Here is a 25,725-nt window from a genome sequence, read left to right as displayed (position 1 = left end):
GCGTAAAAAACCGGCAACCTCCTCTGTGCGGAGAATTGCCGGTTTAGCTGCTTTGTCTTATTCCGATTTACTGTTTATCCGACAGAATCATTACTCCGCGGCCCGGAACTACCGTGGAGCCGCTGAATTTCTTGCCTGTCAGCAGATCTGTCCGCTCGCCGGTACCAATATCTGCACTAAGCTCCTCGGCAGAATGATTGAGCAGGAACAGGTAGGATACGCCTTCCTTCACCCGCTGGACGGACTCGATGCCTTCCGGTGCGCTCACCAGCGGGGCAATGCCGTTCTCTGCGCTCACGGTGGCAAGGAATGCGCGCAGGAACGCAGCATCGGGACTGGTGGCTACATAATAGGCTTTGCCTTCGCCGAAGCGGTTCACGGTCAGGGCAGGCATCCCCTTATAGAAATCAGTGCCGTACTGTGCAAGCACTTCCGCACCTTCGGAATGAATCAGATCGCAGAGCAGACCGCAGGAATAGGAGCGGTTAAGCTGCCCCCATTCCCGGTTCATCACGATTTCATTGCGCATATCCGGCAGCAGGGCATCAATCTCTTCAGCCCAGATGCCCAGCACCTTGCGCAGCTCACCAGGGTAGCCTCCAACGGTAACCAGATCGTTCTCGTTAACGATACCGCTGAAATAGGTTGTAATGAACGTTCCGCCCGCTTGAACGAAGGCTTCAACCTTCGCCGCAAATCCCGGTTTAACCATATACATCACCGGCGCGATTACAATCTTGTACTTTGACAGATCCTCTTCAACACCGATCATATCCGCTTCAATATTCTGCTGATACAGCGCATCATAATAGCTGTGAATTTCCTTCACATAATCCAGTGCTACGGTCGGGCCGCTGGAGAGGTCAAGCGCCCAGCGGTTCTCCCAGTCATAAATAATCCCGATCTGCGCCGCACTGCGCGCATCCAGCAGCTCATCGCCCAGCAGCTCCAGCTCCCGGCCAAGCTCGGCACATTCACGGAATACCCGCGTATGCTCATGTCCGACATGCTCAATGACCGCACCGTGATACTTCTCGCATGCACCGATAGACCGGCGCAGCTGGAAGAACAGCACTGTATCCGCGCCGCGCGCCACCGCCTGGTAGCTCCACAAGCGCATCACACCCGGACGCTTCACGGAGTTGTACGGCATCCAGTTCTGCTGGCTTGGCGTCTGCTCCATCAGCATGAACGGCTGGCCGTTCTTCAGCCCGCGCATGAGATCATGCGTCATGGCTGTATGGCTGACCGGTGTGTCCAGAGCCGGATAGTTGTCCCAGGAGATCACATCCATATATTTAGCCCATTCGAAATAGTCCAGCTCCGGATAGAAGCCCATCAGGTTAGTGGTAATGGGAATATTCTTGCTGTGCTCCCTGATTGCAGCATGCTCAAGCTTATAGCAATCCAGCAGGCTATGGGACATGAATCTCCGGTAATCCAGCGAAATCCCCTGGAAGTTCGTCCGGTTGCCGTTCCACTCTTCACTGAGCTCGTTCGGTACTACGATCTCTTCCCAGTCATAGAAGGTATGGCCCCAGAAACGGGTATTCCAGGCTTTGTTCAGCGCATCAAGTGATCCGTAACGCTCCTTCAGCCAGACGCGGAAGGCCGCTTCAGACTGCTCGGAATAATCATATCCGCCGTATTCATTGGAGATATGCCAGATCAGCAGCGCCGGATGATCCTTGTAGCGCTCCGCCAGCTTGCCAGCCAGCCGTGCAGCATATTCGCGGTATACCGGGCTGTTCGGATTGGAGTTGTGGCGTCCGCCGAATTTGCGCTTTCTGCCCTGGACATCCACCCGTGTAACCTCAGGATAGCGGTGAGCCATCCAGGCCGGATGCGCACCGGTTGCGGTAGCCAGACATATATAGGTTCCATTCTTATATAGACGGTCGATTAATGCATCCAGACCGCTGAAATCGTACGTATCCTCAGAGGGCTGAAGCGTTGCCCAATTGAACACATTGATCGTAGCGACATCAATCCCTGCCAGCTTGAACATCCGTTCATCCTCTGCCCATACTGGGGCATCCCACTGCTCCGGGTTATAATCTCCACCATACCAAACCTTCGGCAATTTCTCGTTGATCATACTTTGCACATCCTTTATAGTATAAGTATATTCTTATTTTAAGCATTAAACTAAGCGCTTTATATATAAAATAAAAAACCTAACATATAATAATATGGAACAACAGGAGTTGACATTCATGCCAGTTAGCACCGTGCGCAGAATCGTGTTCGCCCAGGAGAGCGGACAGCAGCTTCCGATTGCCCTGGATAGCATGGGCTATAACCCCGATCAGGAGAAAGTCTCCCGCCCGCAAGGCTATCATACCTATCACTGGCTGCAAACCGCGTACGGTGAAGGCATCATTCATTTCGACAATAAAAAGATAACACTCGCTGAAGGCAGCGGCATTCTTCTGATGCCGGGTATACCGCACGGCTATGAATCCCTCTCTTCCGAGGTATGGTGCACCTATTATCTCACCTTCAGCGGGACTTCAGCCCGGCATATTCTGGATTCGCTCGCGATGAATTCCAATCTTCTGTACCGCTGGGAGAATGAATCGCCGCTCCGCCATATGCTGAAGGAGATGCTCGACCGCCATGATGCTTCAAGCGACATGTTCAATCTGGGTGAATCTACCGATGCCTACCGTTTCCTGCTGACGCTGAACAAATACGGGCAGCTGCACAATAACACAGCGATCTCCCGCAATGTGGACAAGCTGCAGCCGCTGCTGAAATGGATGGACAGCCACTACGGCGATCCCGAGGTGGGTCTCTATGATCTCGCTGCCCAGCTCGATGTATCCGGGCGCTATCTGAACAGCCTGTTCCTGCAGACGTTCGGCCTCTCCCCTTATGCCTATTTCGTCCGGCTGCGAATCCGCAAGAGCAAGGAACTGCTTGTCACCCAGCCTGCGCTTACGGTAAAAGCAATCTCACAGCGCGTCGGCTTCCGCGACGTCAGCCACTTCGTGGCTACGTTCCGCAAGCAGTCGGCAATTACGCCGGAGCAGTTCAGGAAGCTGCATTAATCCTTCTCCAGCATAAACAGCGGCACCCGCAGCTAAGCCAGCCGGGGTGCCGCTGTTTGATTATATAACTGTTACTTCACAGTTCCGCCGCTGCCCGCTGTCACATCCGTCCCGCTCACCGCTTCCGGCAGCCCTGCCTTAAGCTCTTCTATGAACTCCCGGAAGGCACTCGTCATATAGAGGTCGCGCCGCCGGATGAACACCGTCGGGACCTCAGCATACTTCTCCGGAAAGGGATAGATGCGGATCCCTTCCGTTACATTCATCCGGGTGAAATAGGATAAAGGCAGAACCGCATAGCCAATTCCCGCTTTCACGCATCCGAGGAGTCCTTCCATCGTCCCGAATTCCATCACCTTGCCCAGCCGGCCGCCCTCTTCCGCGAGCCATTTCTCCAGTCTGCTCCGGTACAGGCACTCTGAATTCAGCATCAGCAGCGTCTTGTCATGTACAGAGCGGATGCCCTGATAATCCATCGTATCCGGAATCACAAGTCCAATCCGCTCGTGGATGAGCAGCTCCTGGACAATCTCCGGATGCTCAACCGGTCCGTCGAGAAAGGCCCCGTGCACGGTATGCTGCAGGACAGAATCAATAAGCTCCCCCGCCCGTCCGACTTGAAGATGAACTTCAACATCAGGGTAACAGACACGGTAAGCGGACAGGATGGCAGGCAACCGTACAGCCGCCGTAGTATCCGAGCCGACCGTAATCGAGCCTTTGGGAACCGGCGAATCCAGAACCGCCTGTTTGGCTTCGTCCAGCAATTTAAGAATCCTGACCGTATATTCCATGAACGTCTGTCCCGCTGAAGTCAATGTGATTCCCCGGCTGTGCCGGTAGAAGAGCGGAGTCTTCAGTTCCTGCTCCAATTGCTGTATTCTGGCCGTCACATTCGACTGCACATAGTTCAGGCTTTGGGCTGCTTTAGAGATACTACCTTCTTCAGCAACCGCCTGAAATACTTTAAGAAGACCAATATCCATATCGCATCTCTCCCCCGGATCACCCATCAGCCGCAGTGATGGCCACCATCATTTCCCTTCATTATACATGATCCGCTTCGCAGATTATGATGAAAATATAAAAGAAACACTCTGCCTCTGCCGGATGGCACACACTAATAAGGAGTGATTATGATGGGAAATAAACAATGGAATTTCAAGATTCCCGGGAACCCGGATGGTAAAGAATTAATTATAGATACGAATCAAATCACAACCGTCTATGACCTGCTGGACATGCTCCGGCAAGAAGAGCCTCAGGCTCCGCAGAAGGAACAGCAGCCAAGATTAAATCCTCCGCAACCCAGAGCAGTGGTAATCCCCTTAATCTCGCGCATGCTGGACAAGAGACGCCATCCTTCCGCCTGAATGCCAGCTCCCAGCCAGCTTCAGCCTTGAGTCTCCAGAATCTCTACACCATATGCCGCAAGCTCTACCGGACCAGATATCGGGGTACCGGTAAGAGCGCTGCGGTACTGCTTGTCTAACCCTACGGTCTGAGACGTCCGGCTGAGATTCAGCAGGAACAGCAGCTCTCCCTTTGGTCCTGTGCGTGTGAAGGCCTGCACGCCGTCCGGCAATTCCGGGAACAGCGTTAGTCCCGCATCCGGTGCAATATCTCCCAGAAGCTTCAACCAGTAACTCTCCTCCGCATGGGTACCGATATAATAAACCCTGCCCGCCCCGAAGCTGTTCACCGTAACCGCAGGAGCACCGGCAAAGAAATCATCTGCATACCAGGCGACCGGCTCGGCTCCCTCCGGCCGCAGAATGTCGCACCACTGGCTGCATTCATACAGAATTCCGTCAGGGCTCCGAAGCGAGTGGACATCGCCTCCGACCGGATCATATTCCTCCACCGTTACGCCTGCCGCCCGGGAGAAGAGTCCCGGCAGCGGCTGCATCACACAGATGTTATTCATATTCTTCACACCGCTGCGGCTGGTAAGGATTACAGTACCTCCCCCTGCTGCAAAGTCCTCCAGCAATTGCGCGGCTGCTTCATCATGCAGATACAGGCTTGGGGCAATCACCAGCTTGTATCCCTCCAGCGGCTGCCGCCAGCCGATGACATCACAGCCGATGCCAAGCCGGGTCAGCGCCCGGTGGTACTGCTTGATGTTCTCATAATAGTCCAGTCCGTCCGCCTGGGGCTGGATCCGCAGTGCTGCCATCTGCTCATGCGAATACAGAATGGCCGCCTGGCTAATAACCCCGGTCCCCTCCAGCAGCGGAGCCAGACCGTTCACCTCGCTGCACAGCTGCGCGAATTCGGCAAATCTCCGCCCGGGCACATTGCTGTGGTCAATCAGCCCGTGCCAGAACTGCTCCGCACCGGCAGCCGCGCTTCTCCAGCGGAAATGCACCACGGTATCCGCACCTCTGGCAATCGCCTGCCAGCTATAGGCGCGGATGAGCCCCGGATAAGGTGTCCTCCACATCGGGAACCAGCAGCCCGGCGGACCGCTGAGCTGCTCCATGATCCAGAAATTGCGGCGTTTGATGCCGCGGGTCAGATCCAGGGATAACGCCCCGCTGTAAGGCGCGGTCGCCTGCTTCTGCGGCGAGGGGTTCGGATAATAATCGAAGGACGCGACATCAAGGTCCTCGGCCAGCCCGTGCATATCCAGCCGCTGCGGATAGCTGTGGAAGTTATGGGTGATGAAGTGCTGCGGGCAGATCGCGCGCAGCACCTCCGTCTGCGTCTTCTGGAAGGCAATCGCCGCCTCCCACTGGAACCGCTGGAAATCCAGCAGCATCGAAGGGTTCTGGAATGGCGAGCCGCCATAAGGAACCGTCAATTCATCCCAGCTGCTGTACTCCCCGCTCCAGACTACAGTTCCCCACTCTTCATTCACTTGTTCAGTGGTGCCATACTTCTCCTGGACCCAGCTGCGGAAAGCCAGATTACAGCTGTCACAGTGGCAGTCCAGCATACTGAATTCATTGTCCGTCTGCCAGCCGATGACGGCAGGATGACTGCTGTAATGCCGGGCCAGCGCTTCAATAATCCGGCTGCCATACTTACGCAGCGATACGCTGTTATAACAGCGGTGGCCGCGCACACCCGGATGGAATACGCCTCCATCGGCAAACACAGGCAATACATCGGGGTATGCGGTAGTAAGCCAGCGCGGCGGTGTCGCAGTCGGGGTCCCGATGACAATCTGAATCCCGTATTTGTGAAACAGATCCAGCGCCCGGTCCAGCCAGGCGAAATCAAATCTCCCTTCCTCCGGTTCAAGCCGGCTCCAGGCAAACTCCGCTACCCGGACTATCTTGACTCCGGTTTCCTTCATTAACTTGATATCCGTCTCCCACATCGACTCGTCCCAATGCTCGGGATAATAGTCCACACCGATCTGCACCTTGCTGTAGCTGTTCAGCTTCATAAGTTCCACCAGCTCCCTCTCCTCATTCATGCACAAAGTCTTTATGAATAGAGTATATCTCAGCTGCCTGTTCGCCGGATAACCAAAAGGACGCCCCCGCCTCACCTCATATGCTGAGATAGACTGGAGCGTCCTGGCAAATCCACTTTATCCGGTTGTAGGTCCCTATAAGGACTCTCTATTTAACCTTACATTACAATGACTTGCTTGCAGGGACTGATTATTTCTTCAGCTTGTCCCAAGCGGCCTGCATGCCAGTTTCCCAGCCTGCTTCGTCCACTTTGCCGGCGATCAGCTCTTGAATAACGCTGGCGAATTCCTGAGTTACACCATCAGGGAATTTCGAAGCCTGCAGTCCGTAGACTTTACCTTCTTGAACATAGTTCCATACATCCGCACCAAGAAGACCGATATCTTCAGGTGTTGCTGCAATGGTGGACAGTGCAGGGATGAACTTCCATTTTTTGACGATATACTCTTTACCCATGTCAGAAGTTACGAGCCAGTTCAGGAAAGTCTTAGCTTCTTCCTTGGATCCGGATTCCTTGTTAACGACCAGGTTCGCCGGAACACCTACAGACAGCTTATCGTTCATAGCAGGATCATCGTTGATTGGCATAGGGAACATACCGATGTTCATGTCAGGAGTAATGTTGTCAACCAGCGTCTGTGCCCAGTTTCCTTCCTGCATCATAGCGGTTTCGCCATTGGCGAACATAGCCAGGTGAGTGTTAGCATCTGTAGTCAAAGGATTCTTCTGTCCGTATTTCACAGTCAGGTTGAGCAGGTTGCTCCAATCCTTGAATTTCTCGTTGCCTACGATTGTGGAAGTTCCGGCGTTCAGGCCGCTGATGAATTCATCCACATTATCCTGCTGTGCAAAAGCTACGCTAATGCCCTGGATCCCCAGCAGCCACCATTCCTGGTATGCGTTACCGAAAGGAATAACGTCAATGGCCTGCAGCTTTTTAGCCGCTTCTTCCAGCTCAGAGATCGTTTTTGGAGTTTCAGTGATACCGGCTTTAGCGAACAGATCCTTGTTGTATACATAACCGATACCTTCAAGGTTCATTGGCATACCGTAGGTTTTGCCGTCTTTCGTCATTGGCTCAGCTGCCAAAGGAATCAGATCCTTCACCCAAGGCTGATCGGACAAATCTTCGAGCTTGTCGCCCCACAGTTCCATTTCAGCGTAACCGCCGTTACTGAAGATATCAGGAGCATCGCCGGAAGCGAATTTAGTCTTCAGGGCTGCTGCATAGTCTGCACCGCCGCCGACAGTCTGGATGTCCAGCTTGATGTTAGGGTATTCTTTCTCGAATTCAACCTTAAGCTCGTTAAGGCCTTCTACGATTTCGGTTTTGAACTGGAAGATCTTAACCGTCTTCACTTCTCCGGAGTTGCCAGCGCTTCCATTGGAAGCATTATTTGAAGCGGTATTGTTATTACCGCCGCATGCCGCAAGCACGACAGACATCAGCATGACGCTGGACAGCATCACTGCAGAGCGTTTTTTCATCATTTTTATTTCCCCCTTGAATAATTTAACTGCTTAATATGTGGAACGGGAGCCCGGTGAATTAACCCTTCACCGAGCCAGCCGCTATTCCCTCAACAATATAACGCTGCATGAACAGATAGAAAATTACAATTGGAGCAACCCCGATAGTCAGTGCCGGAAGCGCCATATCCCATTGCTTCGTATATTGGCCGAAGAAGGAGAAGGTCGCCAGCGGAATGGTCCGCAGTCCCGGTGCCTGAAGAATCAGCGATGGAAGCAGATAGTCATTCCAGATGCCCAGGGCATTCAGTACGATAATGGTCATCAGCATCGGCTTCAGCAGAGGAAGCACAATCCGGAAGAATGCCGAGATCGGGTTACAGCCGTCCACGGTCGCGGCCTCTTCGATTTCCAGCGGCACGGACTTGATGAAGCCGTGGAACAGGAAGATCGCCATTGGAATGCTAAGACCGAGGTTGGATATAATCAGACCCGTGAAGGAGTTGTTCACATGCAGGATGTTCACGACCTTCAGGATCGGAATCATGATGGTCTGGAACGGTACGACCATAGCAGCTACGAACAGCAGCAGCAGAACCTGGTTGAACCGGTTATTGGCACGCACCATGCGGTAAGCCGCCATTGCGCTGAACAGAGAGATCAGAACCACACTGATGATCGTAACAATCAGCGAGTTGCGGAACGCCTCGGAGAAACGGGCCAGCTTCCAGGCGTTAGTATAGTTCGACCACATGAAGGTCTGCGGCCAGCTTGCCGCATCGCTCAGGATCTCGCCGAAGGATTTCACCGAGTTCGCCAGCAGGAAATAGAAAGGAGAGAGGAACAGAAGCGCCAGCAGAATCATAATCACTTCAATCCCGATATTCCATCTGCTTTTTGATTTAGCATTCATTTAAGCTTCTACCTCCTTGCTCTTCGTTACACGGACCTGAATCACTGTGATCAGTGCGACAATTACGAAGAATAGCAACGCTTTTGCCGTACCCAGACCGTAACGGTTGTTCAGAAAGGCTTCATTGTAGATATTCATAGCTACGGATTCCGTCGATTTGAACGGTCCGCCTTTGGTCAGCGACAGGTTCAGGTCGAACATTTTAAAGGACCAGGAAATCGCCAGGAACAAACCGATGGTCACTGCAGGCATAATCAGCGGCACGATAATGTTGCGCAGCACCTGCATCCGGGATGCGCCGTCAATCTCAGCAGCTTCAAGCACTTCTTTGGACACGTTGCTGAGCGAAGCGATGTAGATAACCATCAGATAACCGGAGGACTGCCAGATAAACACCATGACGATCGCCCAGAAGCCGGTTGTTGCATCCCCGAGCCAGGGAAGGTTGAAGAAGGACCAGCCTGTCATATCGCCCATTGTGGCGAAGCCTTTGATGAAGATGAACTGCCATATAAACCCAAGCAGCAAGCCCCCGATGACATTCGGCATGAAGAAAATGGTCCGGAGCATATTGCGTGTTTTTAGAGGTTTGGTCAGCAGATAGGCCAGGAAGAAGCCCACTACATTGGTCAATACAACTCCAAGGACCGTGAATCTCACGGTGAACCAGAAGGATGACCAGAAATCGGGATCATTGGTAAATATCATTTTAAAGTTCTGAAAGCCGACCCAGCTAACATTACCCGATACGCCGTTCCAGTCCGTGAAGGAATAGTACATCCCCATCAGAAAAGGAATAATCGTGATCAAGGTAAAAAACAACAATGCCGGGCCAACGAAAAATACTTGTTGACCTAATTGGGACAACTTATTGCCGCGCATGTAATGGTCCCCCTTTCTTTTACTCACTCACTTGTTTATGATCTAAACATATTATCTGTTTTTTACAGAGTCCCTTACACCTACGCAAGTGATCTTTAGGGTGTAAAATATTGATCGGATGTGAAGCGTACCTCATGAAATGGAACAGTATCCGCACCAAATTGATCGTTTTTTTACTCCTGCCAACATTAATCTGTATTATGGCTACTATGTTCGTCAGCTATTCCTACACAACCAACTCCCTAAGAACACGGGCTGTCGATGAGAATAAGAATCTGCTCTATCAGGGCTCCAAGAACATTAACAGTCTGATTGGGGAGATCAACCGTTTGTCGCTCAGTGTGTACTCTGACTCGGATTTCTACCGGCTGCTTGAAGCCGGGCACGACGATCTGTCCTCCGACATTGCCATTTACAATTCGCTCAGTTACATTTCCACCTCGCTGCCTAATATCTCACAGGTGTACTTATATGGCGTCAAAGACGGTAAAGCTACACTGATTACCGATAATACGACACCCAAGCGCTGGCTGGGAGACACACCCTACCAGGAATCCAACATTACAGGGAGCTCTCCGGTGAAAGTGCAAAGCACCCATCTAAGCGACGCCTACGGATTAAGTCTGCCATTAACGCAGTTCGTACCGGAGCCTGTTTTTACGCTGCACCGCAGAATTGAGCGTATCCCTTCCTCTGAAGCACTCGGTTATCTCTCGATTGATGTCAAGCTCGCAGCTCTTGGTGATATAGTAGACCAGCTATACGACCAGGATCAGGAAAACATCTATCTGGTGGACAGCGCCGGAAAGCTCGTATACGGACCTGACGCCGGCACATTCGGCCAACCGCTGGATGCAGCATGGTACAATAAACAGATGGCTGACAGCATGGTGACCCAAGGGCATTTTGAGCAGGACAACTCTGTGTTCATCTATCAAAAAATTGAAAGCATCGGCCTAAGCTGGACGCTCGTCAAGCAAATCCCTGTCTCCTATCTGTTCCGCGAAGCCAAGGAGGCCGCCGGCATTAATCTGCTGCTGCTCTTCGTGCTGATGAGTATGATCATCGCCCTGACGATTCTGATCTCCTTCCGGATCACCGCCCCCATCAAGCAGCTGACCCGGTACATGAATCAGGTGCAGACCGGTAACCTAGAGATTGATATCCGACCGGCCGGAAAAGATGAGATCGGTGTGGTCACGGAGCATTTCCGCAGTATGATGGACACGATCAACAACCTGATTCTGCGGGAGTACAGGCTGGAGCTGTCGAACAAAACCAATGAGCTGAGGGCGCTGCAGTCGCAGATCAACCCGCATTTCCTGAACAACACTCTTCAGATTATCGGTACACTCGCCCTTGAGCTGAAGGTGCCGCAAATCTACGGCCTGCTCTCGGCACTGGCCAAGATGATGCGCTACAGCATGTACAATGATGAGAAGATTGTGACGATACAGAATGAACTGGAGCATGTTAAAGCGTATATTGAGCTGCAGAAGGAACGTTTTGAAAATAAGTTCAGTTTCCGCTACGATATGGAAGAATCCTTGCTGCATGCGCTGATGCCCAAGATGATCCTGCAGCCGATTGTGGAGAATTACTTCAAGCACGGGTTCAACCTTGCCCGCACGGACGGATTCATTGAGATTACGGCAGCCAGACTTAGCCCTAGCCGGATGGAGATCAGTATCCGGAACAACGGCCTCTCGATTCCGGCCGTGAAGCTGGAGACGCTGCGCAAGGAGCTGCAGCAGCCCAGAGCTGTTGAAGAGCTCGACATGATCAAGAACTCAGGTCAGGACAGCTACAGCAGACGTGATGCTCCCGGTGCGGGAATCGGCCTGGGGAATGTACTGGCCAGGCTGCGGCTGGTCTGCGGGGATGATGCTTTGCTGACGGTAGATAATCTGGAGGCCGGCGGGGTTATCATCCGGCTGGAAATTGAGATATTAGTGGAGAGTGAACGGATATGAAGGCACTTATTGTGGATGACGAAGCAAGAGTCCGGAAGGCCGTCCGGCTGCTGGTGAACTGGGATGCCCATCAGATTGATGAGATTCTGGAAGCAGGGAACGGCAATGAAGCCATCGGGCTGATCCGCAGGGAGAAGCCCGCGCTGGTGATTATGGATATGATGATGGAATCAGGGAGCGGTGTTGAGCTGATGACCTGGGTAGATGAATTCGCAGGCAACACCAAATTCATTGTTGTCAGCGGGCATGATGATTTCGACTTCGTGCGCCAGACCGTCCGCCACGGCGGCATTGACTATATTCTTAAGCCGATCGAAGCGGATATGATTAATAACGCAGTGTCCAAGGCGGTTGCCGCCTGGCGCTCCGAAGAAGAGGAGCGCCGCCACCGTCAGCGCCAGAGCCTCCGGCTGAATGAGATCAAGCCGATCTACGGGGAGAAGCTGCTCTCCGCGCTGATTGATGACAAGGTCAATGCCGAGGCCTCGCTGCGCAGGCTTAACGTTGACAGCATCATTCCGCAGAGTGTCCAGGCTTCGCGGCTGATCCTTGTGCAGACGGACAGCGGCAACAATCCGCTGCTCAAACGGTTCGGAGGCGACAGTGAGCTGATGTACTACGCCATCGTTAACATCTGCAATGAATTCCTGCAGCTGCAGGGCAAAGGCATTGCCTTCCGGTATTGGGGCGGGCCGCCGGAGATTGCCATCATTCTCTGGGATGTGGAGGAATCCGTTGTCGAGCTGATCAGCCGGATTAATCAGGGGATCTACCGCACCCTGCAATTCCGCATGCATTTCGGAATCAGCACCGCAGGTGCGTTCCCGGGAGAGCTGCCGGCGCAGCGCACGGAAGCCGCCGAAGCACTGCTCCGGCGGAACCTGTTACGGCATGAGGATTACTGCCATTTCTCCCCGGCGGCGGGCGCAGGCGGCATGGCGGAAGACAGCCGGAATTCCGGCGGCTCCGGGCCGGAAGCGCCGCTGAATTTCGCGGATGTCCAGGAGGACTGGCGGATGGCTGTCATCAGCGGAACCACTGAAGCCATCTCCGCCGCAGCACAGCATTGGACCCACGAGCTCAGCCGCCGGGGTGTCGTTACCCCGCAAATGCTGAATTCGTGGAAGGCGGATGCTCTCCTGTTCCGTTCCCGGCTGGTCCGGGAAGCGCTGGGCAACCAGTCGGACAGTGTGCTGGCGGAGCTGGAGCAGGCTGATCTGCTGAGTCCATCACCGCTGCCAAGCGGTTATTCCTTCTCCCTGTTCGCCTGGCGTGACTGGTCCTTTGCGCTGATGCAGCAGCTGTCCCAGACGCTCTCGGCCAGACACATGAAAGAGCGGAACCCGATGACGGAGATCGTTAAATATATCGATCAGAATTACCCGTCCGACCTCTCCCTGCAGGAGGTGGCCGGCAAATTCTACGTCAGCCGCGAATATATCTCGCGCAAGTTCAAACAGGAATACGGCATCAACTTCTCCGACTACATCGGCAGCGTCCGCATCGAGAAGGCCAAGCTGCTGATGCAGAATCCCAATCTCAAGCTGGCGCAGATCTCGGAGATGGTCGGCTTCCACGACGTCAAATATTTCAGCAAGGTCTTCAAGAAGCAGGTCGGCTGCTCGCCGAAGGATTTCCGGGGGCAGGCGGAGCACTGAATGCATTGAAGACATTATCCATTTCCGCTTCTATTTCTTACCCGGCTCTGAGCTTTAAATTGGTCGATGGTCTATACCCGAATGACCAAAAGTGCATATCATGGTTCTGAAAGATGATACTGCGAAGGAGGTAAGACGATGAGCGGTTGCGGAAATGTCGGCGGACTTTTTACTTCTACCACTACAATCTTAGTCCTTTACATTCTGCTGGTGATCATTCTCAGAACATTCTAACCATTAATATCGAAAAAGAAAAAAGCCTGCAGCTGCAGGCTCTTTTCTTCGGCTAGGATAATAAAACGATAACCAGCAATTCGAACAGTACCAGGGTCAGGATGGCTTCATCGCTGCTTCCGAAGAAGGCGCGTCCTGCTCCATGATGATTCTGTACCCCCAGGTATAACAATCCTCTATCGCAGCCGAGAATTCTCCCAGTAACGACCTGGCCGTCAATCGTCTGCACCCGGACAATCTGGTTCACATGTTGTCTGCATACACTGTGCATGTGATGCCGGAGAGACTTCATACTCTGAATATAATTTTGATCTGCTTGATACAGCACTTTGGGCTGCATTGGTACTCCCGCTTGAATGCTCACTACAGGCACACTACCCTTCTGATAAAGTACTACATAGTATGCCTAGTGCTTTCAAGAAGTTCGTCACACGTTTTTGCCGTACCAGGCCAAAAATGCTTCGGCAACCGCCTTGCCGGCGGTGCCGTTCGGATGCGGATCAAACTCATCGCTCATATACTCCGGCTTGATTCTATGATCTGCCGGAGCCGGTACAGACAGCACTGCGGCAATGTCGAACACGCGGTCTACACCGGCCGGGGGACTGTTAAGAATAGCCGCATTTACAGTGCGCCAAGCTGCTTCCCGTTCCCCTTCGAAATTGAACGGCGGCACGGTGCTGAGAATCACGGCAGTCTTAGGCCGCACTTCCTTGATCGCGGAGATAATATGCGTGAGGTCGTTCAGCAGCTCTTCTGCTGAGCGGTTGCCGATATCCAGATCATTTACTCCGAGCACCATCAGCACCTCATCGCCCTGCTGCGCCTTGTGCAGCCAGGCTCCATCGGTGGCGACATCATAGGCCCGGCCCCAGCCGGAGCCGATATTCCACAGCCCGTACTTCGTTCCTAATCCTTCGGCAATTCTTGCCGCCCAATAGGAATACTCATCCTTGGCGGTCCGCACTCCCTGCGTAATCGAATCCCCCAGGAATACCAGCTTCTTCGTTACATCCTTCTTGTATCCCAGGAAGCTTGGCAGTACCTGCAGCTTGTCCGATTCACTGAACGCTTCGGCTGTCTCCTGAGCGGCCAGATTGCCCGGCGCATCGTAGCCGGAGACCAGCATCCCCTCCACGTTGAAGGGGATCGACTTCCCGGCAGCTGCCGTCTTCAGCGTCCAGGTGAAGGCCAGGTAATGCCCTTCCGGCAGCTCCAGCAGCGCTTCATCGCTCCAGAACTGCTCGCCCGGAGCAACGTTCCGCGAGGCTTCGCCACCGAAGGTTACCGGAACCTGCGAACCTGACACAACTGTACCATCCGGCACGGCTCCGCCATCGGCTACATATGCCGCTTCAATGCTCCACTCCCCGCCCGGTTCACTGGCCGCTGACTCCGCGCCCAAGTCCCATGTCGAATCCACAGCATTGCTGTGCCAGAACTTCAGCGTCAGGCCGCCGTTCTCCCGCAGGCGCACATAGGTCCGGTAGGTATGGGTGAACGGCTCCGGCGAGTTCATAATATAATTAGCAGCTGCGGACAGCGCTGTGGCCGAAGTGAATCCAGACTGGCTGTACACACTGGTATTAACTTTATTGTTCATAGCATTCTATTCTCCTATCGTTGCTGACAGAAATGAGATTATTAGTTCACAGCTTACCTGTAATAAATAGAAAAAGGCAATAATGTTGTACGTTCTACAACTTCCATGCATGAAAAACAGGCCGTTTGAGAGAATTGTTGTACGAAATACATGAATTCCCCCGCAAAGCAGCCGGGAGAAGGAGAAATGCTGCCTTTTATACAACAATTCCGGATTAGGATCGATAATAGGTGGAAAATGTTGTATTCCTTGCAAGATTTGCGCGGCAAGAACAGCTTGAAGTTCCAATAGCCTCAAATACCGTACCCGTTGTTCAATCCTCAAAAAACTCTCTGATTCACCGGGGACGAATGTCCCCTGTCATCAGAGAGCTTGAGTATAGGGCGGTATAATCTTATTTCAGCGTAATCGTGAACGATACGGATTTGGCTCCGGCGTTTACTTTCACTGTAGTTTCATCTGCTTGTTCAGCACCTTCTACTGAAGCGATAGCGCCGAGATCCTTCACCGCAAAGGTGAATGCTTTGCCGCTGCCTTCTGCGGTTACGGTTACCTTGCTGCCGCTGCGCGCAGCTTCTACCTTCAGCTCAGGAGCGCCGTTGATATCGCGAACGGTTGCCGATGTAGTCTTGCCGTCCTCAAGGGAGTACAGGCTAAGCTTCACGCCTTCAGCGAAATCATAATCCGGACGGCTGTCTTCGCTGCCCACTGCAAGCAGGGAGTTCTGGCGTACGAACAGCGGCAGGCTGAAGAAGTCATGCTTCTCTTTGCGCCATGATCCGCCCACTACGGTCTCACCGTTCAGGAGATGCGTCCAGCGTCCAGCCGGCAGGTAGTATTTCACTTCGCCGTTCTCCTGGAAGATCGGAGCCACGAGCAGGGAATCGCCCAGCATGTACTGGCGGTCCAGCACTTCGCAGGTCGGATCTTCCGGGAATTCCATCACCATCGCCCGCATTGAAGCCCAGCCCTGCTCATGTGCCTGTCCGGCTACATCATACAGGTAAGGCATCAGGCTGCACTTAAGCTTGGTGAAGAAGCGGGTAACATCCACGGCTTCGTCGTCGTAAGCCCAAGGCACACGGTACGAGGTGCTGCCGTGCAGACGGCTGTGGCTGGAGAGCAGGCCGAAGGCCAGCCAGCGCTTGAAGACATGCGCCGGAGCGGTATTCTCGAAGCCGCCGATGTCATGGCTCCAGAAGCCGAAGCCGGACAGGCCGAGCGACAGGCCGCCGCGCAGGCTTTCTGCCATGGACTCGTAGTCAGCGTAGCAGTCACCGCCCCAGTGAACCGGGAACTGCTGCCCGCCGGCGGTTGCCGAACGTGCGAAGACGGCTGCTTCATTCTTGCCAAGCTTCTCTTCCAGTACTTCAAAGACAACCTTGTTATACAACTGTGTGTAGTAGTTATGCATTTTGTTTGGATCGGAGCCGTCGAAGTAAACAACATCCGTTGGAATACGTTCGCCGAAGTCGGTCTTGAAGCTGTCTACGCCCATGTCAACCAGATCACGCAGGTACCCTGCATACCATTCACAAGCCGCAGGGTTCGTGAAGTCCACGAGGCCCATGCCCGCTTGCCACAGATCCGTCTGGTAAACGTCTCCGTTGGCTTTTTTGAGCAGATAGCCGTTCTTCTTGCCTTCTTCAAACAATGGTGAACGCTGTCCGATGTAGGAGTTGATCCAGACGCAGATCTTAAGCCCTTTCTCATGCAGGCGCTTCAGCATGCCCACAGGGTCCGGGAACACACGGGAATCCCACTGGAAATCGGTCCATTGGTATTCGCGCATCCAGAAGCAGTCGAAGTGGAAGACATGCAGCGGCAGATCGCGCTCAGCCATTCCTTCTACGAAGGAGTTAACCGTAGCTTCATCGTAGTCCGTAGTGAACGAAGTGGTCAGCCACAGACCGAAGGTCCATGCCGGTGGAAGCGCAGGCTTGCCGGTCAGGGAAGTATATTTGGTAATAACCTCTTTGATGGTCGGCCCTTCAATGACGAAGTATTCCAGGCTCTCTCCAGCTACGCTGAATTGGGCTTTCTTCACCTTCTCAGAAGCGATTTCATAGGAAACCAGTTCAGGCTGGTTCACGAATACGCCGTAGCCTTTGCTGGTCACATAGAATGGAACGTTCTTGTAGGCCTGCTCGGAGCTTGTACCGCCGTCTTTGTTCCACAAGTCAACCACCTGGCCGTTCTTCACAAAAGCAGTGAAGCGTTCGCCCAGACCATATACGAATTCGCCGATGCCGATGTCCAGCTCTTCACGCATGAACGTGTTGCCGTCCTGATCCGTGATATAGGCCATCGATTTGTAACCGCTGCCTGTAATGCGCTCATCGCCGCGGTAGAAGTCTACCGACCAGTGAGTTCCCTTGTTGATGACCACGCGGAGTCCGCCGCTGATCAGCACAGTCTGCGCTTCGGTCTCTTCGATTTGAACGTGGTCACCTGTTCCCTTGGTCAATTCGAAAGAAGGACCGCGGTCGATAACGCCGTCATTATGAATAATCTTAACCCCTACTACACCCGGAAGCGGGGAATGGAATTTCACGGTAAGCAGCGTTGAGTTAAGTGTTGCTGCACGTCCAGTAATCGGAGTTGTCTGCGTGATAGCCGTCAGGCCTTCTTCAGTTTTCTCAACAACATAGTTCTGAACTGCACCATTGATTGTGATTCCGTCGCGAACCAGCCAAAGGCCGTCTGTAAATTTCATGTGTGCACTTGCCACCCTTCAATTTGGTGTTTATAGTTGCATTATAACGATAACAAAATAACAAAACTACTATAATATAGCTTATTTATAACACTATTTTGATGTTTCCCACCAAAAGGAGGCCCTTAATGGACCGCACATCACAGCGATTGCTCAAAGAAGACCGTGAACACGGGGATGTTATGTTTCCCTTGGCCGCCTATTGGATAGAGCTCCCGGCCGGAGCCCCTGTCCTGGATACCCACTGGCATGAGGAAGCGGAGTTCTTCCTGCTGCTTGAAGGCGAGATTCTCTTTCAGGTGGATACGGATTATTTCACGCTCCGCCCCGGCGAAGCCGTGTTTATTGAATCCGGTGATATTCATGCCGCCTATGCGGTTAAGGACACTCCCTGCCGGTTCTGCGCACTTGTCTTTCACCCCGATCTCCTGGCCAGCGCCCAATATGATACCATCCAGCAGACTGTAATTCTGCCGCTTCAGGAGAAACGCCAGAGCTTTCCGCGTCACATCACCTCCTCCGTACCTTGGCAAGGGGAGCTTCTGCTGCACCTGGAGCGGATGGTGGAGGCATATGATAATAAAATGCCCGGATTCGAGTCCTTTATGAAAGGAACTTTGCTGATCATGCTCTCACAGATTGCGCCGCCGGGACGTTCGGTGAACTACAGCCAGTCGGCAGGCGCTGATAGCACGAAGATCGACCGCCTGAAGAAAGTCATCCTCTATATCCAGGACAACTATCAGGAGCCGATCCGCACGCGTGATCTGTCCGAACTGATTCCGATGAGCGAGGGGCAGTTCTGCCGTTTTTTCAAAAGCATGACCCGCAAGACGCCCGTCGATTACATCAACTCCTACCGGATCCGCCAGGCCGCCGCCCTGCTGCAGCAGAGTGACCGCAAAATCTCCGATATCGCCATGGATGCCGGCTTCGACAACGTCAGCTATTTCATCAAAGTGTTCCGCAAAGCGATGAACTGCTCGCCTTCCGAATTCCGCAAGGGGGCTCTGCCGGGAGGCGGGCAAGGGCAGCTATACCCTTAAGCTCTGGTTCGTTCAGATTACAATATCTGCTTACGGATGCCCGGATACGTTTAAGTTACGTGTAAGGGTGGAGCCATGCCGCTTCCGCTACTCTACTTACAGGAGGCAGATATCCATGAATCAACATGTTACCTTGCCGAGTGAGGTACAGGAGTTCTACAATACCATTAACCAATATCAGCCTGAGGCCTTTACCCAATTGTTCACTCCCGGCGCCAGCGTTAAGGATAACGGCAAAGAGATTGCGGGCAGGGATGCTATACAGGCCTGGGGAGAATCAGAGCTGTTCTCAGCCAAGGTCCGCTACACGATCATGGAAATAGAAGAAGCCGGGGAGTCCATCGCTGTGACAGCAGAGATGGAAGGGGAGTTTAACAAGAACCGCGTTCCCGCTCCGCAGCTGTTCAGACACGAGTTCAAGGTGCGCAGCGGTAAAATCAGCTTACTTAACATCACGCTTAAGTAGCCGGACAGGATGATTCTCTTCTAAGCAAGGTCCGCATCGCAGCACTTCCCATTATTTTCGGGCAATCATCGATCAAAAAAAGGGCATTACCAGCGCCGGATACGGCTGTGGTAATGCCCCTTTTTATTGGGCTTAGGCCCGTCTTCAGCCCGCCTTACGGATTACAATAAAGCAGGTGCTGTCCGGCAGTGCGACCGCCTGCCCGCTCTCATCCATCATCACGATCCGCTCCTGCAGCGCCTCCGTATAGCCCTCCTGCAGGTAATGGCGGAAGACTTCGATCTTCGCCTGCGGTCCCAGCGTCTGCTCAATAAACGCAGCATACTGCGAAGGCGTGAAGTATCCGAACTGCTCCTGTACCTCATGGATGTAGGCTTCTTCCCCCCACGTATACGTGTATAGGAACTCCATGGCATCATTCACCGGCATGAGCACCTCCTGCGCGCCAAGCTGCTCATACCGGATACTCCGGCCGGCAAAATCCTTCGCATACCGCTCCAGCCACGCCATGCCGTCATCCTCCAGAAACCGCACTCTCCGCTGCTCCTCCTCCGGCTCACTCATTATACCGTCGCGGATAATAATGACTCCGCCGTCTGCCAGCACCCCGAAGGCGCTGGTTAGCGCAGCCGCAACTGTCGCGTGATTGAACTTCTTCCCGTTCAGCGGCACATAGGAATACAGCTCATGCAGAATGGATGAGAATATCACCGTGTCGACCGTGCCTGCCTCCACGTAATCCTTCAGGTTCAGGGCATCGCCCTGCAGCACCTCCCAGCCGCGGTCCTCCCGCTGCTTGCGCTGCCGCAGCGCTTCAATGACATTGCTGGAGATATCGATGCCCACCGGAATCACATCCGGCATCCGCTCCTCGATCAGATCCAGCAGCACCCCGCCGCCTGGCCCGATGTCCAGCACCTTGCGGCCGGTGACGTAATCCAGGATGACCGCCTTATAATCTGCCGTATCATTCATCTGGCTTAAGTACGTATCCTCGTTATGGAAGCGGTCGAACGCATCACGGCGCAGACCGAACAGGTCGAACAGCAGCAGCACCGCCCGCTCATACAGCGCCGACTTCTCGGCCTCTATGCAGAATTCAATCAGCTTCTCAGCAGCCGGAGAGAATTCGAAATTGAAGAACAGCGTATCAGGCAAATGCTCCTTCCGCAGCAGCCGGTGCGACAGATGCGGATTGACGGAAAGCTGCTCCCCGCTATAGATCTCTGTCCAGTCCAACTCGGATAAGTACTTCTCAATGATCCGTTTCTTGTACACATTAATCTTCTTGCTGCCCTTGTAGTCATAATAAATGCTGTTCATTACCGCTTCGAAGCTGATATGGTTCAGAGCGGACAAATCACTGCTTGCCGAGAGACTCACTACTTTCAGAAACTGCTCCAGCGAGAAGGTCTGCAGCGCGGATTCCACATACCAGAAGGTGACAGGCTGCAGCGGCTCAAGCACCGCGGGATTGAACCCTTCCTGCACAAGACTGCTCCACTCCGTCTCATAATCCTCGCCCTGTGCGATAGAGCCGGAGCGCATTCTCCGCAGACGCTCCTTCATCGGCACTTCAGCATGCAGATTCCCCGAGGAGATTACAGCGATCAGCTCCATCACCTGAGGTCGAACCTCCTGCCACAGCTCCGGGGCTACGGCAGAGATAATGCAGTGATTCAGCGCGAACAGCAGCCGCTCCAGCTCATCTGCGGTCAGCAGTCCCTGCTCCACCAGTCCGGACAATGGAAGATTGACCGAGGGAGGAACCTCGCCGCGGATCTGCTGCCCGATCAGCCCGTGCGTTTCGATTAGCCGGTGCACGATCAGCCGCTTATCCGCAGAGACTTCATTAGCCTGCTCACGATCTGCATTTCTCTGGTACAGCTGCGCCGAACCGATATTATGCACAAATATATTAATGCCTTCGTCCTGCCAGCCCCGGCGCTGCCGGATCGTACCGCCCTTGGCGGTCTCCGACCAGATCAGGGTCTCTTCCGCCAATTCCCTGATCCAATAGGATAACGGCAGACTGTCCAGCACACGCAGACTCCGTTCTACATAATCCAGCACCGGGTTCTGCTGTTCCAGTCCCTGCAGCGACTCCACCCGTTCCAGGTTCACAATAGTCTGCTCAGCCTGAACGATATATTCCAGCCAGAGACAGCCTTCACCGGGGAGCCTTCCTCCTTCACGGTACGCTTCAATAGCCTGCAATGATTTCAGCATTTGCATGCCTCCCTATGTAATAACGATCTCTATACAATAGCCCTGCTCGCTGTGGTTGAATCATGATCTCACCTTTTGCCTGTATGTGTAGTTCTTTAGTTCATCTTATTCACACTGTTCACGCAACAAACCGCAAGCTTCTGAAGAGAAGCCTGCGGTCAAGAAGATATAGTTCTATTATATACCAGATTGCCGGGAGGAGATAAATTCCCCAAGCAATTACTCGCGGAACTCTAAATCAATTAAAGCGCACCTGCATCCCGTGCCGTATAGAATGATGGGAAAATCGGCCGGTAATGTAATTCATCCCTGATCCGAGTGGTATCGATGATACCCTCCCATGGATTGAATTCCTGCTGCTGCGCTCCCGGGGAAATTTCAAAATGATGCAGCTTCTGCAGCTCTGCAATGGAGACCGGTGCGTCGTCGCCGACGTTGTAGATCCGGCCGTCTATCCCATCTGCGGAAGCTGCGAGCAGCAGGGCCTGACCCACATCTGCATGGTGCGCCATATGCATTCTTTTCGCCGGATTCCAATTGCCTACGAGCGGCAGGAATTCTGTGATATGCGGATCCCGCTCCCCATAGACAAAAGGCAGCCTTACAATGCGCAGGCCTAATCCCTGTTCGCGGTGAAGCTGCAGCAGCGCTGCCTCAGCCTTAGCTTTGGACTGCGGATAAGCAAACGCAGGCTTCAGCTCGTCATCCTCCTGACTGGGTCCCGTGAGACTTCCGGAGCCGTAGACATTGTTAGTACTGGCAAAAACAAACCTTGGCACACCCGCCTCCAGCACTGCCTTGGCCAGAGCGATGCTGCCATCGAAATTGGATATCCAGGTGGTGTTCTCGTCTACGCCGCGGAACTGTGCTGCCAGATGAAACACAACATCAATCCCCCGGAGAGCCTCCACATAATGCTCCGGCTGCAGAAGCTCGCCTTCTACAATTTCCGCCCCCTGCTCCCGGAGCCAATCCGCCTTGGCAGCATCCCTAATTAACAGCTTAACATGATGACCGCGCTGCAGCAGTCGCGGAACAAAACGGCTTCCTACTTTACCGGTGGCTCCAGTTACAAATATATTCATAGTTCAAATCCTCCTAAGTTTATAGATGCTATACTGGCAGTATAATAGAATGTGTAACTGGCATCCTTCCTGCGTTTATCGTAGGACTATCAGTGTCAGGATAAGGAGGAGTTCAGCATGGAAGAGATTTCTTCCAGACTGCCGTTAGGTGAATTTCTGCGTTCGCGCCGGGAACGTCTGACTCTTGAAGAGGTAGGGCTAGTGTCTTATGGAAGGCGGCGGACTCCGGGGCTCCGCCGGGAAGAAGTGGCCCAGCTGGCCCATATCGGAACATCATGGTACACCTCTCTTGAGCAAGGCAGAAGCATCAATCCCTCAGAGGATGTATTGAATAACATAGCTGAGGCGCTGAGGCTGACCGAGGATGAACGTCACCATCTTCATCTTCTTGCCAGACCGGTGCAGCAGCAGACAGTAGAAGATCAGCAGCTGAACACAGGCCTGGAACGGATGATTAAAGCCCTGGAGCCGAATCCGGCCTTCGTCATCGGGAGATGCTGGGATTTGCTGTTATGGAATCAGGCAGCGGAGTTAGTGTTCGGCTTCCCTTCATTCTCAGAGGTTACGCAGGAGAATCCCAACTGGATGAGGCTCCTGTTGACGACCGGGAAACGGAGAATGAATATGGAGGACTGGGAGAGTAAAGCAGAGGTCATTGTTGCACGCTTTCGTGCGGATTACGCACACTACCCCAATGATTCGAGGTTTAAGGAGCTTATCGGGGAATTTATGCAGAGCAGCCCACTGTTCCGTGAGAAATGGCCGCTGCATGATGTCCAGGTTGTAACGGACTGCCACAAACAGTGGAATGAACCCGGTATCGGAGAGCTGGAGTTTGAACATGTGACCTTACAGCCGCAGGGCCATCCGGATCTGAAGCTGATGATTTATACAGCTACTGCAGAAACGGCTGCGCGTTTACAGCTTTTAATGAACACCCGGGAGCATTGATCAATTAACTATGCAGTCAAAAAAAAGCAGCAACCAGGACATCATTTCCCAGTCCACGGTTGCTGCTGCCTTGTTATCCGCCAAGCCTACCTTCTTCTCATTCTCCACCAGTAAATCCCCGCTCCCGCCATAACAATCAGCGCCAATAGCGGCAAAAGGGTCACCAAGGTATTGCTGCCCTCCTCCGGCTGGGTGGCTTCAGCAGCGGTGTCTACTGAAGCTGCTGTTGCAGTGGCTGATGGTTCAGCAGAAGCTGCCAGTGTCTCGACTGCTTGCCCATCTGCTTCTTCCGCAGCCAGCGCTGCCGCCTTTTCTGCATCCTCCACGGAGACTCCGGCAATTTGAGTGCCTGTCTTGGTGATCGTATACGGGATGACTGCACCGCTGCGGAAATGCAGCTTCAGCTGCACTTCCCCATCCTTGACTTCCTTCCAGAATTCATCCGTGAATTTGATCTCTCCGGTGGTATAGTCCGGATAGAAGGCTTTGTAGTACTCCTTGAAGGGCGTCCAGTCATTAGGTCCGGCATTGCCGCCAGCCGTATAGACGGCTTCCAGCGTTGCCAGGCTGTCCCCGTTAAACCAGACCGGGATCGTGTATATCCCCTCCGGAGCCTGCGCACTGATCATACTCGGCGTATCGTAATAAATAATGTCCATTCTCCAGTCAGCACCCGCGCTGAATCTGGCAGTCAGCACTGCATTAATTCCGTACTTCTGTGTAACAAGCTTCTGCAGCAGCGCAGCTTTGAGGATGAGATGATCTCCGTCAAGCTCGTAATCCGTTCCTTTTACAAGCACCTGTTCCTGATTAAGCAGCGCCGTGAACGTGTTTCCGTTCAAATTCAGCGGAATGGCGGTATCCTTGATTTCCGCATCCTTTAGAATATAGACCGAATCCGTCTCCGCATTGGAGGAACGGCCTTTCCAGCCCTGCTTCATCACCTGATGAAGCTCCTCGTCTATCCACTTGAATGTGCGCCGGTCGAAATGCTGCCCGTTGTCCCATAACATCAGCGGCATTTTTTTCTCATGGGCATAGTAGGTAACGTATTCAAAAAACTTCAGAATCTCGCCATGCTGGACCGTACTCAACGATTTATCGAACCCGAGCAGGCCGAATTCCCCGACGATTACGGGAATGCCTTTGGCTGTGAAGGTCTCATATGCCCGGTCGAACGCCTGAATCAGATCCTCCCTGGCCGTGGTATCGAACGTGGTCGAACCGCCAAGGTTCACACTGAACGCATAATAACCATAGTAGTGGAACGTTGCTATCAGCCGATCGTCTTTTAATTTCGTGATGGTTGCGGCTAATGCATCCAGTCTGGCCTGGGTAGGGGCAGCAGTGAGCGTAGAAAGTACCAGCGGCCGCTGCTTGTTGTTCCCTCCGGAATGCCGGACAATAGTATGAAAGGACACATTCAGTTCATCCAGCATGGTGAAATATTCCGGGCTGTCCTTGCTCCAGTCGTCGGAGAAACGCGGCTCATTCAGACTCTCGAACATCAGGCTGTCCGGATAATTCTTGAAATGCCCGGCAATCTGCGTCCAGGCGGCATTGAATCTGGCCAGCACCTCATCATGCTCCGCCGCCATGTTCATCACCCAATTGCTGTCATGATGGAGATTAATAATCACATGAAGATCCGCCGCCAGCGACCAGTCGACAATCTCCTGAATCCGGGCCATGAAATCCTGCCGGATCACATAATCAGGGGCATCGCCCATCCGGTGCTTCCAGGTAACCGGGATACGGATGCTCTTATAGCCCTCCTCCGCAAGCTGCCCGATGAAGGCCTGAGTCACGGCCGGGTTCCCCCATGAAGTTTCATCCCTGGAGGCCTCGAAGGTATTCCCCAGGTTCCAGCCCGGCCCGACCGATTCTACATAAGCCTGCATGGCACTCTTCTTCTCTTGGGATTCCGCCTGCGCAGGAACAGCCGTCACCATGACAGCCAGCAGCAGTATACAGGTAATGAAGAATGAGCGTTTCAGCTTCATCTCAGGCTCCCTTCT

20 protein-coding genes are annotated in these 25,725 nt (G+C 53.3%); 8 read left to right on the top strand and 12 right to left on the bottom strand.

Annotation, left to right across the window (positions count from 1 at the left end; all coding sequences use genetic code 11):
- Nucleotides 1-67: 67 nt before the first annotated feature.
- On the bottom strand, nucleotides 68-2,098 hold the full coding sequence (locus tag PBOR_RS04800; protein WP_042210714.1) for a beta-galactosidase: 2,031 nt from the start codon (nucleotides 2,096-2,098) through the stop codon (nucleotides 68-70).
- Between the two features lie 118 nt (nucleotides 2,099-2,216).
- On the opposite strand from PBOR_RS04800, the gene PBOR_RS04795 reads away from it, so the two are divergent.
- Nucleotides 2,217-3,053 (top strand): AraC family transcriptional regulator, encoded by an 837-nt coding sequence (locus PBOR_RS04795; RefSeq protein ID WP_042210713.1) that lies wholly within the window; start codon nucleotides 2,217-2,219, stop codon nucleotides 3,051-3,053.
- 71 nt (nucleotides 3,054-3,124) lie between these two features.
- Here PBOR_RS04795 and PBOR_RS04790 read toward each other — a convergent pair whose 3' ends face one another.
- Nucleotides 3,125-4,039 (bottom strand): LysR family transcriptional regulator, encoded by a 915-nt coding sequence (locus tag PBOR_RS04790; protein WP_042210712.1) that lies wholly within the window; start codon nucleotides 4,037-4,039, stop codon nucleotides 3,125-3,127.
- Between the two features lie 150 nt (nucleotides 4,040-4,189).
- Between PBOR_RS04790 and PBOR_RS04785 the strand changes: the two genes are divergently transcribed.
- Entirely contained in the window at nucleotides 4,190-4,426 is a 237-nt protein-coding gene (locus PBOR_RS04785; protein ID WP_157763975.1) for a hypothetical protein, read from the top strand.
- 20 nt (nucleotides 4,427-4,446) lie between these two features.
- On the opposite strand, the gene PBOR_RS04780 is transcribed toward PBOR_RS04785, so the two are convergent.
- The 4 genes from PBOR_RS04780 to PBOR_RS04765 all read right to left on the bottom strand — a co-directional run bounded on the left by PBOR_RS04780 (nucleotide 4,447) and on the right by PBOR_RS04765 (nucleotide 9,746).
- Complete coding sequence (locus tag PBOR_RS04780; RefSeq protein WP_245648038.1) at nucleotides 4,447-6,480, bottom strand: beta-galactosidase; 2,034 nt, start codon at nucleotides 6,478-6,480, stop codon at nucleotides 4,447-4,449.
- Nucleotides 6,481-6,670: 190 nt separating this feature from the next.
- The gene (locus tag PBOR_RS04775; RefSeq protein ID WP_081971905.1) at nucleotides 6,671-7,972 is read right to left on the bottom strand and encodes an ABC transporter substrate-binding protein; all 1,302 of its coding nucleotides are present in this window, start codon (nucleotides 7,970-7,972) and stop codon (nucleotides 6,671-6,673) included.
- A 58-nt stretch (nucleotides 7,973-8,030) separates the two neighbouring features.
- Nucleotides 8,031-8,864 (bottom strand): carbohydrate ABC transporter permease, encoded by an 834-nt coding sequence (locus tag PBOR_RS04770; protein WP_042210710.1) that lies wholly within the window; start codon nucleotides 8,862-8,864, stop codon nucleotides 8,031-8,033.
- Nucleotides 8,865-9,746 carry a carbohydrate ABC transporter permease gene (locus PBOR_RS04765; protein ID WP_042210709.1) on the bottom strand — a complete coding sequence of 294 codons (882 nt, stop codon included), beginning with the start codon at nucleotides 9,744-9,746 and terminating at the stop codon, nucleotides 8,865-8,867.
- 134 nt (nucleotides 9,747-9,880) lie between these two features.
- On the opposite strand from PBOR_RS04765, the gene PBOR_RS04760 reads away from it, so the two are divergent.
- The 3 genes from PBOR_RS04760 (at nucleotide 9,881) to PBOR_RS37930 (ending at nucleotide 13,611) form a co-directional block, all read left to right on the top strand.
- Nucleotides 9,881-11,719, top strand: a complete 1,839-nt coding sequence (locus PBOR_RS04760) for a cache domain-containing sensor histidine kinase (protein WP_042218918.1) — start codon at nucleotides 9,881-9,883, stop codon at nucleotides 11,717-11,719.
- Nucleotides 11,716-13,377, top strand: a complete 1,662-nt coding sequence (locus tag PBOR_RS04755; protein WP_042210708.1) for a helix-turn-helix domain-containing protein — start codon at nucleotides 11,716-11,718, stop codon at nucleotides 13,375-13,377. Before PBOR_RS04760 ends, PBOR_RS04755 begins: the two co-directional genes overlap by 4 nt.
- 138 nt (nucleotides 13,378-13,515) lie before the next feature.
- Entirely contained in the window at nucleotides 13,516-13,611 is a 96-nt protein-coding gene (locus PBOR_RS37930; protein WP_245648037.1) for a YjcZ family sporulation protein, read from the top strand.
- A gap of 52 nt (nucleotides 13,612-13,663) precedes the next feature.
- Here the strand turns inward: PBOR_RS37930 and PBOR_RS04750 are convergent, their stop codons facing one another.
- The 3 genes from PBOR_RS04750 to yicI form a co-directional block, all read right to left on the bottom strand.
- The gene (locus PBOR_RS04750; RefSeq protein ID WP_052429331.1) at nucleotides 13,664-13,951 is read right to left on the bottom strand and encodes a hypothetical protein; all 288 of its coding nucleotides are present in this window, start codon (nucleotides 13,949-13,951) and stop codon (nucleotides 13,664-13,666) included.
- A gap of 87 nt (nucleotides 13,952-14,038) precedes the next feature.
- A complete protein-coding gene (locus PBOR_RS04745; RefSeq protein ID WP_042210707.1) occupies nucleotides 14,039-15,214 on the bottom strand; it encodes an SGNH/GDSL hydrolase family protein in 1,176 nt (391 codons plus the stop codon).
- Nucleotides 15,215-15,608: 394 nt separating this feature from the next.
- A complete protein-coding gene (gene yicI / locus PBOR_RS04740) occupies nucleotides 15,609-17,930 on the bottom strand; it encodes an alpha-xylosidase (protein WP_042210706.1) in 2,322 nt (773 codons plus the stop codon).
- Between the two features lie 128 nt (nucleotides 17,931-18,058).
- Between yicI and PBOR_RS04735 the strand changes: the two genes are divergently transcribed.
- Nucleotides 18,059-18,976, top strand: coding sequence for an AraC family transcriptional regulator (locus PBOR_RS04735; RefSeq protein ID WP_042210705.1), 918 nt, complete (start codon nucleotides 18,059-18,061; stop codon nucleotides 18,974-18,976).
- 115 nt (nucleotides 18,977-19,091) lie between these two features.
- Nucleotides 19,092-19,442 carry a nuclear transport factor 2 family protein gene (locus PBOR_RS35255; RefSeq protein ID WP_052429330.1) on the top strand — a complete coding sequence of 117 codons (351 nt, stop codon included), beginning with the start codon at nucleotides 19,092-19,094 and terminating at the stop codon, nucleotides 19,440-19,442.
- A 144-nt stretch (nucleotides 19,443-19,586) separates the two neighbouring features.
- Here PBOR_RS35255 and PBOR_RS04725 read toward each other — a convergent pair whose 3' ends face one another.
- Both PBOR_RS04725 and PBOR_RS04720 read right to left on the bottom strand, forming a co-directional pair.
- The gene (locus PBOR_RS04725; RefSeq protein WP_042210704.1) at nucleotides 19,587-21,671 is read right to left on the bottom strand and encodes a class I SAM-dependent methyltransferase; all 2,085 of its coding nucleotides are present in this window, start codon (nucleotides 21,669-21,671) and stop codon (nucleotides 19,587-19,589) included.
- A 242-nt stretch (nucleotides 21,672-21,913) separates the two neighbouring features.
- On the bottom strand, nucleotides 21,914-22,756 hold the full coding sequence (locus tag PBOR_RS04720) for an NAD-dependent epimerase/dehydratase family protein (protein ID WP_042210703.1): 843 nt from the start codon (nucleotides 22,754-22,756) through the stop codon (nucleotides 21,914-21,916).
- Between the two features lie 117 nt (nucleotides 22,757-22,873).
- Between PBOR_RS04720 and PBOR_RS04715 the strand changes: the two genes are divergently transcribed.
- Nucleotides 22,874-23,707, top strand: coding sequence for a helix-turn-helix transcriptional regulator (locus tag PBOR_RS04715; protein WP_042210702.1), 834 nt, complete (start codon nucleotides 22,874-22,876; stop codon nucleotides 23,705-23,707).
- Between the two features lie 86 nt (nucleotides 23,708-23,793).
- On the opposite strand, the gene PBOR_RS04710 is transcribed toward PBOR_RS04715, so the two are convergent.
- A complete protein-coding gene (locus tag PBOR_RS04710; RefSeq protein ID WP_081971904.1) occupies nucleotides 23,794-25,710 on the bottom strand; it encodes a cellulase family glycosylhydrolase in 1,917 nt (638 codons plus the stop codon).
- Between the last annotated feature and the right edge of the window lie 15 nt (nucleotides 25,711-25,725).

The organism is Paenibacillus borealis (assembly GCF_000758665.1).
Classification (GTDB): domain Bacteria; phylum Bacillota; class Bacilli; order Paenibacillales; family Paenibacillaceae; genus Paenibacillus_AQ; species Paenibacillus_AQ borealis.
Note: the sequence above shows the minus strand (reverse complement) of the source record. Positions and strands in the feature narration are given on the sequence as shown.

Excerpts from the sequence above, each read along its gene's own strand:
- PBOR_RS04710 (WP_081971904.1), bottom strand. The coding sequence starts at position 25,710 with ATGAAGCTGAAACGCTCATTCTTCATTACCTGTATACTGCTGCTGGCT.
- PBOR_RS04790 (WP_042210712.1), bottom strand. The coding sequence starts at position 4,039 with ATGGATATTGGTCTTCTTAAAGTATTTCAGGCGGTTGCTGAAGAAGGT.
- PBOR_RS04735 (WP_042210705.1), top strand. The coding sequence starts at position 18,059 with ATGGACCGCACATCACAGCGATTGCTCAAAGAAGACCGTGAACACGGG.
- PBOR_RS04785 (WP_157763975.1), top strand. The coding sequence starts at position 4,190 with ATGATGGGAAATAAACAATGGAATTTCAAGATTCCCGGGAACCCGGAT.
- PBOR_RS04720 (WP_042210703.1), bottom strand. The coding sequence starts at position 22,756 with ATGAATATATTTGTAACTGGAGCCACCGGTAAAGTAGGAAGCCGTTTT.
- PBOR_RS04765 (WP_042210709.1), bottom strand. The coding sequence starts at position 9,746 with ATGCGCGGCAATAAGTTGTCCCAATTAGGTCAACAAGTATTTTTCGTT.
- PBOR_RS04795 (WP_042210713.1), top strand. The coding sequence starts at position 2,217 with ATGCCAGTTAGCACCGTGCGCAGAATCGTGTTCGCCCAGGAGAGCGGA.
- PBOR_RS04750 (WP_052429331.1), bottom strand. The coding sequence starts at position 13,951 with ATGCAGCCCAAAGTGCTGTATCAAGCAGATCAAAATTATATTCAGAGT.
- PBOR_RS04755 (WP_042210708.1), top strand. The coding sequence starts at position 11,716 with ATGAAGGCACTTATTGTGGATGACGAAGCAAGAGTCCGGAAGGCCGTC.
- yicI (WP_042210706.1), bottom strand. The coding sequence starts at position 17,930 with ATGAAATTTACAGACGGCCTTTGGCTGGTTCGCGACGGAATCACAATC.
- PBOR_RS04745 (WP_042210707.1), bottom strand. The coding sequence starts at position 15,214 with ATGAACAATAAAGTTAATACCAGTGTGTACAGCCAGTCTGGATTCACT.
- PBOR_RS04800 (WP_042210714.1), bottom strand. The coding sequence starts at position 2,098 with ATGATCAACGAGAAATTGCCGAAGGTTTGGTATGGTGGAGATTATAAC.
- PBOR_RS37930 (WP_245648037.1), top strand. The coding sequence starts at position 13,516 with ATGAGCGGTTGCGGAAATGTCGGCGGACTTTTTACTTCTACCACTACA.
- PBOR_RS35255 (WP_052429330.1), top strand. The coding sequence starts at position 19,092 with ATGAATCAACATGTTACCTTGCCGAGTGAGGTACAGGAGTTCTACAAT.
- PBOR_RS04770 (WP_042210710.1), bottom strand. The coding sequence starts at position 8,864 with ATGAATGCTAAATCAAAAAGCAGATGGAATATCGGGATTGAAGTGATT.
- PBOR_RS04715 (WP_042210702.1), top strand. The coding sequence starts at position 22,874 with ATGGAAGAGATTTCTTCCAGACTGCCGTTAGGTGAATTTCTGCGTTCG.
- PBOR_RS04725 (WP_042210704.1), bottom strand. The coding sequence starts at position 21,671 with ATGCTGAAATCATTGCAGGCTATTGAAGCGTACCGTGAAGGAGGAAGG.
- PBOR_RS04780 (WP_245648038.1), bottom strand. The coding sequence starts at position 6,480 with ATGAATGAGGAGAGGGAGCTGGTGGAACTTATGAAGCTGAACAGCTAC.
- PBOR_RS04775 (WP_081971905.1), bottom strand. The coding sequence starts at position 7,972 with ATGATGAAAAAACGCTCTGCAGTGATGCTGTCCAGCGTCATGCTGATG.
- PBOR_RS04760 (WP_042218918.1), top strand. The coding sequence starts at position 9,881 with ATGAAATGGAACAGTATCCGCACCAAATTGATCGTTTTTTTACTCCTG.